Here is a 14084-nt window from a genome sequence, read left to right on the forward strand (position 1 = left end):
CGGGTTACGGTGAACGGGTGCGTGACCCCAATGTGACCCGATCCTCCGCTGGTCAACTTTCTCCCGAGCGCCGCGTCGCGGACCTGCGCCGGCTCCGTGCCGAGCGGTTCGACGTGCTGGTCATCGGCGGTGGGGCGACCGGCGCCGGTGCGGCGCTGGACGCCGCCTCCCGGGGGCTCAAGGTCGCCCTGGTCGAGGCCCGCGACTTCGCCGCCGGCACCTCCAGCCGGTCCAGCAAGCTGATCCACGGCGGCCTGCGCTACCTGGAGCAGTTGGAGTTCCACCTGGTCCACGAGGCGCTGACCGAGCGGGGCCTGCTCGCCACCCGGCTCGCCCCGCACCTGGTCCGGCCGGTCCCGTTCCTGATCCCGCTCCCCGCCGGCAAGGGGCTGCGCGACCTGCCGGCCCGGCTGTTCCGCCGCTCCTACTACGGGGCCGGGGTGGCCGCCTACGACGCCTTCGCCGGGCTCTTCGGCACCGGCCGGGGGATGCCGCTGCACCGGCACCTGACCCGTGAGGGCGCGCGTCGGGTCTTCCCCAGCCTGCGGGCCGAGGCGCTGGCCGGGGCCATCCGCTACCACGACGGCCAGGTCGACGACGCCCGGCTGGTGGTGACCCTGGCCCGCACCGCGGCCAGCCTCGGTGCCACCGTGGTGAGCAGCGCCCGCGCCGTCGGGCTGGTGCGGCAGGCCCGGGAGGTCACCGGGGTCCGGGTCCGCGACCTGGAGGCCCCCGCCGGTTCACCGGACGCCGAGTTCGAGGTACGCGCCCGCACCGTCATCGCCGCCACCGGAGTGTGGAGCGACGACATGTCCCGGATGCTCAACGACGTCGGGCTGCGCCCCGGCATCCGGGTCCGGGCCTCCAAGGGGGTGCACCTCGTGGTGCCCCGCTCGGCGATCACCGGCGAGACCGGGCTGATCGTGCGGACCGCGACAAGCGTGCTCTTCGTCATCCCCTGGGGCGGGCACTGGATCATCGGGACCACCGACACCGACTGGCGGCTCGACCGGTCCCATCCGGCCGCTTCCGCCCGCGACATCCAGTACCTGCTCGACCAGGTCAACACCGTGCTGGAGCGGCCGTTGTCCAGTTCGGACATCGAGGGCGTCTACGCCGGGCTGCGCCCACTGCTGGCCGGTGAGGCCGACTCCACCTCCAAGCTCTCCCGGGAACACGCGGTCTTCGAACCGATGCTCGGGCTGCTGCTGGTGGCCGGCGGCAAGTACACGACATACCGGGTGATGGCCACCGACGTGGTCGACCGGGCCGCCCACCGGCTCGGCGGCGTACGGCCGTCGCGCACCGCCGACCTGCCGCTGCTCGGTGCCGACGGATACGCCTCGATGTGGCGGGACCGGGCCGACCTGGCCCGCCGGCACGAGGTCCCGGTCGGCGTGGTCGAGCACCTGCTGGAGCGGTACGGCACGCTCACCCTGGAGCTGCTGGCGCTGATCGCCGCCGATCCACTGCTCGCCTCCCCGCTGGCCGGCGCACCCGAGTACCTGGCCGCGGAGGTGACCTATGCTGCCCAGGCCGAGGGGGCGCTGCACCTGGAGGACGTGCTGACCCGGCGTACCCGGATCTCCTTCGAGACGACCCACCGGGGCCTCGATTCGGCCGGGCACACGGCGGAGTTGATGGGTGCGGTGCTCGGCTGGGACGCGGCCACCCGGGAACGGGAGGTCGCGCACTACCGGGCCCGGGTCGAGGCGGAGCGGGAGTCCCAGCTCATGCCGGACGACGCGACCGCCGATGCGGCCCGACTGGGGGCGCCCGACGTCCGGGGCTTCGCCGCCGACCGGGGTGTCGACGGCGTCGAGGGGGGCCACGCCGAACTCCCGACGTCCTCCCGCTGACCGGTCCCGTGACGGTTCCACCCGCCGATGCCGGGCCGGTCGGCCGGTTCCGGACGTCATCTCCGTGGGATAGGTTCCGGCGCGTGGTTCCCCCTCAGTGGTCACGCGCGCTCGTCGTCCCCGCCGTCACCGTCCTGACGGTCACCCTGGCCGGCTGCTCGATGTTCAGCTGGGACGGCGAATCCACAGCGGAGCCCAAGGGCGGGACGACGACATCCCCGGGTACGACCGCGAACCGGGTCAGTCTGGTGCAGAAGCTCGGCGACGACGGTCCACTGCGGTCGCTGACCGTCGAACCGGACGGCCGGTGGGAGTGCGACGACTGCGCCGGAGACGGGGTCACCTCGACCGGCTCGCTGGACGCCGAGCAGGCACAGCGGTTGCAGAAGATGCTCGCCGACCCCCGGCTGGCCCGGGAGACCGACCAGGTTCGCCAGTACCGGGCGAGTTGCATCGACGCGTTGACGTCCAGCCTGCTCACCACGGCCGGGCTGATCACCTCGCAGGACTGCCCGGGTGAGGAACGACCGGCGGTGGCCGGTGAGATCCTGCTCCTGCTCACCCAGGCCACCCCGGCCGAACCCACCCGCTGAGCCGCCACCCCACCCGCTGAGCCGGCCCGCGTCGGCCCGGACGCCGCCACCGCGGAGCGGGTCGGGTCGGGTCGGGTCAGAGCACCTTGCCCGGGTTGAGCAGCCCGGTCGGGTCGAGCGCCGCCTTGATCGCCTGGTGCACCCGGACGCCGACCGGGCCGATCTCCCGGGCCAGCCAGTCCCGCTTGAGCAACCCGACGCCGTGTTCGCCGGTGCAGGTGCCGCCCAACTCCAGGCCGAGCCGGATGATCTCGTCGAAGGCGCGCCGACCGCGTTCCAGGCTCGCCGGGTCGGCCCGGTCCACCACGATGTTCGGGTGCAGGTTGCCGTCCCCGGCGTGGCCGACCACGCCGATCGGCACGTCGCACTCGACGGCGATCCGGGCCACCCCGTCCAGGAGGGTGGCGAGCGCCCCCCGGGGCACCGCCACGTCGTCGATGATCAGACCGCCGTTGCCGTCGGGATAGGTGTCCGTCGCGAACCTCTCCATCGCCGGGTGGGCCAGCCTGCGGGCCTGGAGCAGCGCCGCCGCCTCCACCGCGTCGGTGGCCGCGTACACCTCCTCGGCCCCGGCCGCCGTGCAGACCTCGGCGATCCGGGCCAGGTCGTCCGCCGCCCGGGGGCCGGTGTCGGCGGCGGCGAGCAGCAGCGCCTGGGCGTCGGTGCGCAACCCCATCGGCCGGTACGCCTCGATCGCCCGCAGGTGCGTCCGGTCGAGCAGCTCCAGCAGGCTCGGGGTGAGGCCCTGCGCGGCGATCCCGGCCACCGCCGTGCCCGCCTCGGCGGTCGAGCCGAAGACCGCCACCAGGGTCAGCGACTCCTCGGGTGTCGGCCGCAGCGACACGGTGATCTCGGTGATCACACCGAGGGTGCCCTCCGCGCCGACGAAGAGCCGGGTCAGGTCGTACCCGGCCACCCCCTTGGCGGTACGCCGGCCGGTGCGTAGCACCTCGCCGGAGGCGAGCACCACCTCCAGCCCGAGGACGTACTCGCTGGTCACCCCGTACTTGACGCAGCACATGCCGCCGGCATTGGTGGAGACGTTGCCGCCGATGGTGGAGGACTCCCAGGAGCCCGGGTCCGGCGGATAGTAGAGGCCCTGCGCACGGACCGCCCCGGCCAGCGTGGCGTTCACCACGCCGGGCTGCACCACGGCGATCCGGGCCACCGGGTCGATCTCCCGGATCGCGGTCATGGCGACGGTGCTCAACACCACCGCGCCGTCCACCGCGTTCGCCGCGCCGGCCAGCCCGGTCCGCGCCCCCTGCGGCACCACCGGTACGCCGTGCCGGGCTGCCGCCCGGACCACCGCCACCACCTCGGGCGTGTCCCGGGGGCGGACGACCACCAGCGGCGTACCGGCGGCGCAGAGGTCCGCCTCGTCGCGTCGGTGCAGCCGGAGCAGATCCGGGTCGGTGAGGACGGCCCCGTCGCCGAGGGCCGCCCGCAGGTCGTCGAGGAGGGGGGAGCCAGCCATGCGGCAGAGGCTAGCCGCCGGCTAGATTGGCCGCCATGCTGTACCTGGACCGGCCCGCCTGGCCGTGGCGCGGTCGGCTCTGGTCGCACCTGATCAGTGACGTCTCCCCGGCCGAGCTGCACGCCTTCGCCGAGACGCTCGGGGTGCCCCGGCGGGGCTTCGACCGGGACCACTACGACATCCCCGCCGACCGGTTCGCCATGGCGGTGTGGCTCGGTGCCCGGGTGGTGCCCAGCCGGGAGATCGTCCGCCTGCTGCACGCCTCCGGCCTGCGCCGCCCCAAACACCTCACCCGTCTCCGGCACCCCGCCCACCCCTGAACGTCGACTGGGCGGCGGCCGTCCGTGGTCACGCCGGGTGGGCGGCGGCGGTCAGCTGACGGGACGGGTGGGTGGTGGTCGGCGCAGGGCCGTCAGCTCGCGGCCGAGGTTGGCGCGGGCGGGTGACTCCCAGCGGTCGGCCAGCGGGGACAGGCGGAAGAGGGTCGGCAGGGCGAGCAGACCGTCGAGGACCTTCGCCCGGCCGGCGCGGAAGTCGGGCTCCGGCACGTGCGCGTACTCGGCGCGGATCGCGGCGGCGTAAACGTCGTACACCTCGGGGGGTGTGGCCAGGATCGCCAGGTCGGCGTCGCAGAGCAGCGCGCCGTCGCGGTCGCCGGGGGTGACCGTGTGCCCGGCGGTGAGCAGCACCAGCCGACGGACCTCGGCCACCGTGGCGGCCGGCACCCCGAGCCCGGTGAGCAGGGTGCCGGCCAGCGCCGCGCTGGCCCGCTCGTTGGCGTCCCCGGCGGCGCGCGGGTCGTAGACGGCGTCGTGGGTCCAGGCGGCGAGCGCGACCCGCTCCGGCCGGTCGGCGAGGTCGGCGTGCCGGTCCACCAGGTCCAACACCGTCCGCAGGTGGCGCTCCGTGTGGTAGCGCCGGTGCGGCTCCCGCCAACGGGCCAGCAGGTCGGCCCCGGCGGCGGTCAGTGCCGCACCGTCGGCGGCCCCGGCGGCCCGTGCCACCGCCCGCCAGCGGTCGATCAGCTCGGTCACCCGCACGATTCTGCCGCACCTCCGCAGGGGATGAAGCCGCGTGACGCGGGTAGTCCCCGCCATGGCCGTGGCCCGGGACCGACGACCGTCGCTGCTGCGCCGCGCCGGGCTACCCGACGGCGGGACCGACGTCGACTCCGCCCGGATCGCCGAGGCGATGGGTCATCTGCGCCACCGGAGCCGGGCGACCCTGCACGATCGGCTGCACCAGGTCCGGATGGCGATGGGCCTGGCCGTGCAGGCGGGCCTGGCCGCCGCACTGGCCTGGATCGTCTCGCACAAGCTGCTGCACAACCCGCAACCGGTCTTCGCGCCGATCTCGGCGGTGGGCACCCTGGCCGCCTCCGTCGGCCAGCGGCTGCGCCGGACCGTCGAGCTGATCGTCGGGGTGGCGGTCGGGGTGGCGGTCGGCGACTTCCTGATCTACTTCCTCGGTACCGGGGGATGGCAGCTCGGGCTGGTGGTGACGTCGGCCATCCTGCTCACCACCTTCTTCGGGGCGAGCGTGGCGGTGGTGATCCAGGCCGCCGCCACCGCCGTGCTGATCGTCACCCTGAGCCCGTCGACCGAGGATCTGGAGCTGCCCCGGTTCGTCGACGCCTTCATCGGTGGCGGCATCGCGCTGCTGGTCACGGCGGTGCTGTTGCCGCTCAACCCGCTCCGGGTGATCAACCGGGCGGCCCGACCGGCGCTGGACCTGCTCGCCGGCCAGCTGGACGTCTGCGCGCAGGCGCTGCGGGACCGGGATCGGGCCGCCGCCCAGCGGGCCCTGGACCGGCTCCGGGAGAACAAGGAGGAGTTGGCCGCCTTCACCGAGGCGATCGAGGGGGCGAAGGAGACCAGCACGCTCTCCCCGGCCCGGTGGCACCGGCGCAGCGAACTGACCCACTACGCCGAGGCCGCCGACCCGATCGATCGGGCGATGCGCAACAGCGGCACCCTGATCCGGCGCTCGGTCACCATGATCGAGGACGACGAACCGGTGCCGGAGCCGATGCCGGACGCGGTGGCCCACCTGGCCGAGGTGGTCCGCCTGCTGCGCCACGAGTTCGCCGTCGGGGCGGAGCCGGAGGAGGCGCGGGAACGGTCGCTGCGCGCGGTCAGCGAGGCGGGCCGGGCGTACGACCAAGGGGTCGGCTTCTCGGGCAGCGTGGTGATCGCTCAGGTCCGTACCACCGCCAGTGACCTGCTGGTCGCCTCCGGCATCGACCAGGAGGAGGCCAACCGGCTGGTCCGGCAGTCCTTCGGCGAACACGAAGGCGCGGGTGGGGGTCCGGCCGCGCAGAACGCCACCCCGAAGCCTCCGACCGCCCCGCCGCTCGGCTGACGCCACCGGCACCTGTCAGCGGGTCGGCTGACGACTCCGGAGCGACCGGCCCCGTGGGCCGGGGGTGACTACGCTGATCCACATGGCCGACACCCCGCCCGGCGGCCCCCCGCCGCCGCCCGCGCCCGCCGTACCGTCGCCGGACGCCGCTGCGCCCCGAATGCCGCTGCGTCGCCTCGGCTGGCGGCGGGTCCTGGCGCTGGCCGGGGTGGTGCTGCTGATCGCGGCCTGCGCGGTCTACATGCTCTATACGCTCGGCGCCAACCTGGGCCTGGACGCGCTGCTGGTCGGGGTGGCCGCGGCGGTCCTGCCGGTGCCGGTGCTGGTGGCCTGTTTCCTCTGGCTCGACCGGTACGAGCCCGAACCGCTCAAGTACCTGATCTTCTGCTTCGCCTGGGGCGCGTTCGTCTCGACCGCCGCGTCGCTGACCGTCAACAACAGTTTCGCCGCCCTGTTCAAGGACTGGGGGGTGTCGTCGTCGCTGACCGGGGTGCTGGTGGCCCCGTTCATCGAGGAACTGACCAAGGCGCTCGGCCCGATCCTGCTGCTGATCTTCCGACGCCGGGAGTGGTCCGGGATCACCGACGGTCTGGTCTACTGCGGGCTCTCCGCAGTCGGGTTCGCCATGGTGGAGAACATCCTCTACCTGGGCGGCCTCGGTTACGCCTCGGGTGTCGACCAGTGGGGGCCGGCCACCGGCGTCCGCAACGTCATCGTCATCTTCATCTCGCGGATTCTCTTCTTCGGCTTCGCCCACCCGCTGTTCACCTCGATGACCGGGGTGGGGCTGGGCATCGCCGCCCGGACCGCCGACCGGCGGGTACGGGTGCTCGCCCCGATCGCCGGCCTGCTGTTGGCGATGATGCTGCACGGCACCTGGAACCTGATCCCGACGCTGGTCCAGGCCACCGGCCAAGCGGTGATCTTCTTCTACGGCATGGTCGCGGTGATGGTGCCGATCTTCTTCGGCATGGTCGGCTTCGCGGTCTGGCTGCGGGCCTGGGAGGGGCGGCTCACCGAGCGGACCCTGCCGGACTATGTCCGGGCGGGCTGGTTGAGCCCGCCGGAGGTGGCCGCCCTGGGCAGCCTGGGCCGCCGGCACGCCGCCCGGACCTGGGCCCGCCGGGTGGGCGGGGACGCCGGCCTCCGCGCGATGCGCGGCTACCAGTTCGCCGCGACCCGGCTGGCGCTCCTGCGCGACGGGATGCGGCGAGGGCTGGACCGCAAGCCGGCGGAGCGGGACCGCACCCTGCGGGAGGAACGGCAGTTGCTGGAGACGATCGCGGCGTACCGGTCGTTCTTCGTCGGCCGGGACCCGCAGACGCCGGTGGGGGTCTGGGACGGAGTGCGTTACCACCTGCGTTTCCCGGACGGTACGCAGCGCGCCGTGGACGCCCCGGACTCCCCGGTGGTGCCGATCCCGGTGGTGCTGGCCCCGCCACCGCCCCCGGCCTACCCGGCCGGCTACGGCCCACCCAGGTGGTACGGCCCCCGTCCGGCCGCCCCGTGGCCGCCCGGCCGGCACTGACCGGCAAGCACCTGACGGCACCGAGGTCTCCGGTGGACGAGCTCTCGACCAAGAAGGCCGGCTGTGCAGAGACCTCGTGACCACGGTGACGGTGACGGCGGCACGATCTGACCGACACGCGGTGCTCACCGCGATCAGGCGAAGGCGACCTCAGCGGGCCTGTCCCGCGCATGCGCCGTACGCCGCTGTCGCTTATCCGCTTCCACGCGAGAACCGTTCCGCTTTATCTGAAATGCTTCTCGCTGTCGCTAAACCTCTCTCATGCGACGAATCAGTCGAATACTCTGCAAATCGCCCGCAAGGTGACAATACGTCACCGTTGGGTGTCTGTGGGTGTGTCTGAGGCGGCTCTCGGGAGGGTTCATGAGCAACAACCGACGGCTGCGGCGAGGGCTGAAGCGTGGCCGTGCCGCATCAGGGCTGAGCTCTGCCCTGATGGTAGTCGGGATGACGGGGGGCCCCGCCGCCGCAGCGCCACCCCTGGAAGCGGAATCGACTTCCCATGGCGTGCATATCGGTACGCCCGGTCCGCTCGGCCAGTACGGCGGGTGGCAGTCGTCCTGGTTGACCGTCCGCCAAGACACTGGTGGGCCTGACGATTCGTGGGACAACTACCCGGGCGGGCCACCGGACTGTGGCCCGCAGGGCTGGCAGGGCCCGTGGGCTGGACACGACGGGGGCAAGAAGCCTAAGCACGGCGGCAAAGGCGTTCAAGGGGCCCAGGGCGCTCAAGGAGCTCAAGGCGAGCAGGGCGCTCAAGGCGAGCAGGGCGCTCAAGGCGAGCAGGGCGCTCAAGGCGAGCAGGGCGAGACCGGCGCGCAGGGTGCGCAGGGTGCGCAAGGTGCGCAGGGTGTGCCCGGCGTTCAGGGCGCGCAGGGTGCTCAGGGTTTCCAGGGTGACATCGGCGCGCAGGGTGCGCAGGGTGATGTCGGTGCACAGGGTGCGCAGGGTGCTCAGGGTTTCCAGGGTGACGTTGGTGCGCAGGGTGTGCCCGGGGTTCAAGGTGCGCAGGGCGCGCAGGGTCTCCAGGGTGACATCGGCGCGCAGGGCGTGCAGGGTGTGCCCGGTGCGCAGGGCGCGCAGGGTGCTCAGGGCGCGCAGGGTGATGTCGGTGCGCAGGGTGTGCCCGGCGTTCAAGGTGCGCAGGGTGATGTCGGTGCGCAGGGTGCGCAGGGTGTGCCCGGCGTTCAGGGTGCTCAAGGTTTCCAGGGTGACATCGGCGCGCAGGGTGCGCAGGGTGTGCCCGGTGCGCAGGGCGCGCAGGGTGCTCAGGGTGCGCAGGGTGTGCCCGGCGTTCAGGGTGCGCAGGGTGCTCAGGGTTTCCAGGGTGACGTTGGTGCGCAGGGTGCGCAGGGTGATGTCGGTGCGCAGGGTGCGCCGGGCGCTCAGGGTGCGCAGGGTTTCCAGGGTGACGTTGGTGCGCAGGGTGCGCAGGGATTCCAGGGTGACATTGGTGCGCAGGGCGCTCAGGGTGCTCAGGGTGCGCAGGGATTCCAGGGTGATATTGGTGCGCAGGGTGCGCAGGGTGCGCAGGGATTCCAGGGTGACGTTGGTGCGCAGGGTGTGCCCGGCGTTCAGGGCGCGCAGGGTGCTCAGGGATTCCAGGGTGACATCGGCGCGCAGGGCGCGCAGGGTGTGCCCGGCGTTCAAGGTGCGCAGGGTGCGCAGGGATTCCAGGGCGCGCAGGGTGACGCGGGCCCCCAGGGTGCCCAAGGTGCGGTGGGCTTGCAGGGCGTACAAGGACCGCAGGGCGACACGGGCGCCCAAGGCGCCCAAGGCGCCCAAGGCGCCCAAGGCGCGCAGGGTGCCCAGGGAGTGGCGGGCAACGGAATCCAGGCCGCGTACATTCAGGGCCCGCTGACTGTGATTGCGGACACCCCCGTTGATTTCGGATGCGTTCCCGGAGACATCGCTGTCGGCACCGGATACCAACTCTCGGGTGCGGGCGTCAACCCGGTGTTGATCCAGCCGCTCTCGATCAGTGGCTACCAGTTCACCTTTACCGGTGGAGGTGCCGACATCTGGGTGTCCTGCATCTCACCCACCACACCGGTGGCGTTTGCGCCTGCGGCCGACACGTCGGGGCGATCGACGGCCGACAGTAGCAATGCCAGCCGGTCGGACCGCAAGTCGGACCGCCCCGTTACCGTCAAGGAGAAGAAATGAGCACGCGTCAGATGCTAGGTTCACTCGCCTGTGGTGCGGTCCTGCTGGCCGGAGTCCCGGCGTGCAGTGAGAAGCCTGCTGACAAGCCGCAGGCGAGCAGTTCAGCCAACAGCGACAAGGCGAACGCCGGAACCTCGTCGGCGGATCTGCTGAAGCTCGGTGTCGAGCAGGGCCAAGCCGGTGACCTCGACGCGGCGAAGGCCACCTTCGAGAAGGTGCTTGCCACCGAGGCCAACAACAAGTTCGCCTGGTTCAACCTGGGCTTCATCGCCCAGTCGCGTAACCAGGCCGACGAGGCGATCAGCAACTACGACAAGGCATTGGCGGCCGACGCCAACTACAAGCCGGCCCTCTACAACAAGGCCATCGCACTGGAGGGTAAGGCTCCGACGACGTCGATGGACATCTACCGCAAGGTCGTGTCGATCGACAAGAAGGCGTCCACCGCCTACCTCCGACTGGGCATGCTGCTGTCCCAATCCGGTGACGAGGCGGCAGCACGGGACGCCTTCAAGGCGGCGATCCGGTTGGACAAGGGGCTCACCTCGACCGTCCCGGAGAAGTACCGCTCGGACTCGACCACCCGGTCCTCTAGTACGGAGGGGCGGTGACCGGCTCGATGCACACACCGCGCGTGACGGTCTTCACGGGGAGCAACCGCACCCGTTTCATCGACGAGTGTTTCCGATCGCTGGTGGCGCAGACCTTTACCGACTGGGAATGGGTGGTCATCCTCAACCAGGGGTCGCGTTGGCGGCCGGAGCGGCACGACGATCGGATCCGGCTCATCGTGCAGGACAACCTGAACGGCGTCGGTGCCGTGAAGGGGTACGCCTGCGCCGAGGCTGCCGGAGACATCCTGGTCGAGCTCGACGACGACGATCTGCTCAGCAGCGACTGTCTGCAGGAGATAGTCGACGCCTTCGACTCCTACCCGGAGGTGGGGTTCGTCTACAGCGACACCGCGCAGATCCAGGAGGACGGCGGCCGGTGTGAAGATCGTTTCGCGAGTTCCTTCGGCTGGCGGCACTACGACGAGAAGGTGGACGGCCGTGAGGTGCTGGTCTGCCGGGCGTTGCCGCCGACGCCGCACAATGTGAGCTACATCTGGTACGCGCCGAACCATGTGCGGGCCTTCCGCCGGGACATCTACGAGAAGGTCGGCGGGTACGACGAGTCGCTCGACGTCGCGGACGACGCCGATCTCATGGCTCGGATCTACCAGGTGAGCGATTTCCACCACATTCAGAAATGCCTGTACCTGCAGCGCATGCATCCCAAGAACACGCAGCGTATCCCGGAGGTCAATGCCCGGATCCAGCAGCGAACGGTGGAGATCTACGACCGGAACGTTCAACAGAACGCGCTCGCCTGGTCGCGGCGGCAGGGCCTTCTGGCGCTCGACCTGGGTGCGGCCCACAACAAGCCGGAAGGCTATCTCGGTCTGGACTGCCACGACGGAGCGGGCGTCGACCTGGTCTGCGATGTGACGAAGGGGGTCGATCTGCCGGACAGCAGCGTCGGGGTCATTCGGGCGGTGGATTTCCTGGAACACATCCCGGACAAGATCGCACTGTTCAACGAGTTGTACCGACTGCTCGCGCCGAACGGAATGCTGTTGTCGCTGACACCCAGCACCGACGGTCGGGGCGCCTACCAGGATCCGACGCATGTGGCGTTCTACAACGAGAACTCGTTCTGGTACTTCACGGACGCCAACTACTCCCGTTTCGTGCCTGAGATCAGATGCCGATTCCAGGCGTCGCGGTTGGTCACGTACTTCCCGAGCGAATGGCACCAGTCGCACAACATTCCGTACGTCTCCGCGAATCTCATCGCGATCAAGGGCGACGCGCTGCGCAACGGCGGCCTGCTGAACATATGAACTGCCGGGCGGGGCGAGACCCAGCGCCCCGCCCTGACCGGTCTGCTCACGTCCGGCCGTCGACCGGTCAGGCCATCAGGCTGGTGAGGAAGTCGCCGAGGCCCTGGGCCATCGCCATCAGGGCCGCCCCGATCCCCTTGAACAACTGCGCCGCCCCGTCCGGGCGGAAGGCCATGAAGTAGATCAGGAAGGCGACGCTGCCCCAGAGCAGCACCCTTTTCACGAGTATCGGCATCGTCCCTCCCCAGGGCGTCCGGACGCGCCTGACTTCCCGCCGAGAAGCAGGACAAACCGGGAAGCCGGGCAACCGGGGAAGAGGAGGAGGCCGGGAAGCCGGAGAAGCCGCCCCCCGGAGGCGGCGGGAAGCAGGGCGAACGGCGACGCCCGATCGGGGGGTACGTCTACAGGTAGAGGCCGGTGCTTCCGGTGGACTCGGTCTCCACCCGTTCTGCGGCGACGGCGTGCACATCCCGCTCGCGGAGCAGCACGTACCCCCGGCCGTGCAGTTCGACCTCGGAGCGGTCGTCGGGGTCGAAGAGCACCCGGTCACCGGCGACGACGGCGCGGACGTGCGGCCCCACCCCCACGGCGGTGGCCCAGGCCAGCCGCTTGCCGACGGCGGCGGTGGCCGGGATCACGATGCCTGCGGTGGAACGGCGTTCGCCTTCGCTGCCGTCCACCTTCACCAGCACCCGGTCGTGCAGCAGGCGGATCGGCAGGCCGGCGTCGAGACTATGGTCGGCGGTCACGCCAAGACGCTACCGCGTGGCCCGGTGGCGTCCACCCGGTGGTTGAGCCGATGCGGCTCGGGGCAATGTGTGGCGGAACTGTCCTACGGTGGCGGGCACACGGACGTACCCTGTCCGGGCCGTCGTGGTGGGCGACCCGGTTCCATCCTGAGGAGGTGCGCTTGAGCCGTTTTGAGCGGGTACGCGGTCGGCTGCTCCGTGCGTACGAGTCCGGACGAGAGGCGGTTCGCGCGGGGCGTGCCGATCCGGCCGACGACCCGGAGGGGGCCCGGGTGGCCTCGCCCGCGTCACCCGGCCCGGCGGCGGCTCCCTCGGCGACGGTGGTCGGTGCCGAGCCACCGGCGGCCATGCACAACTCCACCTCCAGTCGGGACGACGCCGACGTGCCGCACGCGCTGCGGATCGCCGCTGCCTGGTCGTGGCGACTGATCGTGATCGGCGTGGTCACCTGGGCACTGTTGAAGGTCGTCGGAACGATCAGCATCGTGATCATTCCGTTGGCCGTGGCGCTGCTGCTCTCCGCGCTGCTCGCCCCGGCGGTGGGCTGGCTGCTCCGGGCCCGGTTCCCCCGGTCACTGGCGACGGCCGTGGTGATGGTCGGTGGCCTGGTCGCGGTCTTCGGCACGCTGACCCTGGTGGTCAACGAGTTCATCCAGGGCGTCCCGGAGTTGAGCGAGAAGTCGTCGCAGGGCGTACGGCAGATCCAGGACTGGCTCAAGACCGGCCCGCTGCACCTGTCCGACAGCCAGCTCAACCGCTACATCGAAGAGGCGCAGGGCTGGATCAACGGCAACACCGAGAAGTTCACCAGCGGCGCGCTGGCCACCGCCACCACGCTGGCCGAGTTGCTCACCGGCGCCGTCCTGGTGCTCTTCGCCACCTTCTTCTTCCTGCGCGACGGCCGCCGGATCTGGCGGTTCCTGGTCCGCCTGCTGCCGGTCGCCGCCCGGTGGAAGGTCGACGACGCCGGGCGCGCGTCCTGGGCGACGCTCGGCGCCTACGTGCGGGCCACCGTGCTGGTGGCGTTCATCGACGCGGTGGGGATCGGCATCTTCCTGGTCGTCTTCGACGTCCCGTTCGCCTTCCCGCTGGCCGCGCTGGTGTTCCTCGGCGCGTTCATCCCGATCGTCGGCGCGTTCCTCTCCGGGGTGGTGGCGGTGCTGGTGGCGCTGGTCGACAGCGGCCCGGTGACCGCTCTGATCATCCTGGGCGTGGTGATCGGCGTGCAGCAGGTCGAGGGGCACCTGCTGCAACCGTTGATCATGGGTCGGGCGGTGGCCATCCACCCGCTCGCGGTGATCATCGGGATCGCCGCCGGGGTGGTGCTCGCCGGCATCACCGGCGCGCTGGTGGCGGTGCCGCTGATCGCGGTGCTCAACACCGCCGTACGCCGGCTCGCCGCCCGCAGCGTGCCGGACACCCCGCCGGACGCGGTGGTGGTCGCCTCCCAGGCACCCTGACCGGGG

13 protein-coding genes and 1 pseudogene are annotated in these 14084 nt (G+C 71.5%); 9 read left to right on the plus strand and 5 right to left on the minus strand.

From position 1 onward, the window contains the following. Positions 1–17: 17 nt before the first annotated feature. Positions 18–1859 carry a glycerol-3-phosphate dehydrogenase/oxidase gene (locus ACIG87_RS16665; RefSeq protein WP_396851387.1) on the plus strand — a complete coding sequence of 614 codons (1842 nt, stop codon included), beginning with the start codon at positions 18–20 and terminating at the stop codon, positions 1857–1859. Between the two features lie 83 nt (positions 1860–1942). Then, positions 1943–2452, plus strand: coding sequence for a hypothetical protein (locus tag ACIG87_RS16670; RefSeq protein ID WP_396851388.1), 510 nt, complete (start codon positions 1943–1945; stop codon positions 2450–2452). A gap of 76 nt (positions 2453–2528) precedes the next feature. On the opposite strand, the gene ACIG87_RS16675 is transcribed toward ACIG87_RS16670, so the two are convergent. After that, on the minus strand, positions 2529–3929 hold the full coding sequence (locus ACIG87_RS16675; protein WP_396851389.1) for an FAD-binding oxidoreductase: 1401 nt from the start codon (positions 3927–3929) through the stop codon (positions 2529–2531). 35 nt (positions 3930–3964) lie between these two features. On the opposite strand from ACIG87_RS16675, the gene ACIG87_RS16680 reads away from it, so the two are divergent. Next, positions 3965–4249, plus strand: a complete 285-nt coding sequence (locus ACIG87_RS16680; RefSeq protein WP_396851390.1) for a DUF4031 domain-containing protein — start codon at positions 3965–3967, stop codon at positions 4247–4249. Positions 4250–4300: 51 nt separating this feature from the next. Here ACIG87_RS16680 and ACIG87_RS16685 read toward each other — a convergent pair whose 3' ends face one another. Further along, positions 4301–4963 (minus strand): metal-dependent phosphohydrolase, encoded by a 663-nt coding sequence (locus ACIG87_RS16685; protein ID WP_396851391.1) that lies wholly within the window; start codon positions 4961–4963, stop codon positions 4301–4303. A gap of 67 nt (positions 4964–5030) precedes the next feature. On the opposite strand from ACIG87_RS16685, the gene ACIG87_RS16690 reads away from it, so the two are divergent. After that, a complete protein-coding gene (locus ACIG87_RS16690) occupies positions 5031–6290 on the plus strand; it encodes an aromatic acid exporter family protein (protein WP_396851537.1) in 1260 nt (419 codons plus the stop codon). A gap of 27 nt (positions 6291–6317) precedes the next feature. Further along, a pseudogene (locus ACIG87_RS16695) lies at positions 6318–7818 on the plus strand (PrsW family intramembrane metalloprotease). A gap of 414 nt (positions 7819–8232) precedes the next feature. On the opposite strand, the gene ACIG87_RS16700 reads toward ACIG87_RS16695, so the two are convergent. Next, complete coding sequence (locus tag ACIG87_RS16700) at positions 8233–9558, minus strand: hypothetical protein (protein WP_396851392.1); 1326 nt, start codon at positions 9556–9558, stop codon at positions 8233–8235. A gap of 75 nt (positions 9559–9633) precedes the next feature. On the opposite strand from ACIG87_RS16700, the gene ACIG87_RS16705 reads away from it, so the two are divergent. The 3 genes from ACIG87_RS16705 to ACIG87_RS16715 are packed head-to-tail and all read left to right on the plus strand — an operon-like array spanning position 9634 to position 11869. Then, complete coding sequence (locus tag ACIG87_RS16705) at positions 9634–9984, plus strand: hypothetical protein (RefSeq protein WP_396851393.1); 351 nt, start codon at positions 9634–9636, stop codon at positions 9982–9984. Then, positions 9981–10595: a tetratricopeptide repeat protein gene (locus tag ACIG87_RS16710; RefSeq protein ID WP_396851394.1), complete on the plus strand. Its 615-nt coding sequence runs from the start codon at positions 9981–9983 to the stop codon at positions 10593–10595. Before ACIG87_RS16705 ends, ACIG87_RS16710 begins: the two co-directional genes overlap by 4 nt. Beyond that, positions 10592–11869 carry a glycosyltransferase gene (locus ACIG87_RS16715; protein WP_396851395.1) on the plus strand — a complete coding sequence of 426 codons (1278 nt, stop codon included), beginning with the start codon at positions 10592–10594 and terminating at the stop codon, positions 11867–11869. Before ACIG87_RS16710 ends, ACIG87_RS16715 begins: the two co-directional genes overlap by 4 nt. Positions 11870–11936: 67 nt before the next feature. Here the strand turns inward: ACIG87_RS16715 and ACIG87_RS16720 are convergent, their stop codons facing one another. Beyond that, positions 11937–12104: a hypothetical protein gene (locus ACIG87_RS16720; protein ID WP_396851396.1), complete on the minus strand. Its 168-nt coding sequence runs from the start codon at positions 12102–12104 to the stop codon at positions 11937–11939. A 166-nt stretch (positions 12105–12270) separates the two neighbouring features. Then, entirely contained in the window at positions 12271–12618 is a 348-nt protein-coding gene (locus tag ACIG87_RS16725; RefSeq protein ID WP_396851397.1) for a GroES family chaperonin, read from the minus strand. Positions 12619–12728: 110 nt separating this feature from the next. Here ACIG87_RS16725 and ACIG87_RS16730 point away from each other — a divergent pair, with 110 nt between their 5' ends. Then, positions 12729–14078: an AI-2E family transporter gene (locus tag ACIG87_RS16730; protein ID WP_396851538.1), complete on the plus strand. Its 1350-nt coding sequence runs from the start codon at positions 12729–12731 to the stop codon at positions 14076–14078. Positions 14079–14084: the final 6 nt, after the last annotated feature.

Source organism: Micromonospora sp. NPDC051925 (genome assembly GCF_044548625.1).
In the GTDB taxonomy this organism is placed as follows: domain Bacteria; phylum Actinomycetota; class Actinomycetes; order Mycobacteriales; family Micromonosporaceae; genus Micromonospora.

Bases quoted from the DNA above. Each gene is read 5' to 3' on its own strand.
- ACIG87_RS16675 (WP_396851389.1), bottom strand. From the start codon at position 3,929: ATGGCTGGCTCCCCCCTCCTCGACGACCTGCGGGCGGCCCTCGGCGAC.
- ACIG87_RS16720 (WP_396851396.1), bottom strand. From the start codon at position 12,104: ATGCCGATACTCGTGAAAAGGGTGCTGCTCTGGGGCAGCGTCGCCTTC.
- ACIG87_RS16680 (WP_396851390.1), top strand. From the start codon at position 3,965: ATGCTGTACCTGGACCGGCCCGCCTGGCCGTGGCGCGGTCGGCTCTGG.
- ACIG87_RS16710 (WP_396851394.1), top strand. From the start codon at position 9,981: ATGAGCACGCGTCAGATGCTAGGTTCACTCGCCTGTGGTGCGGTCCTG.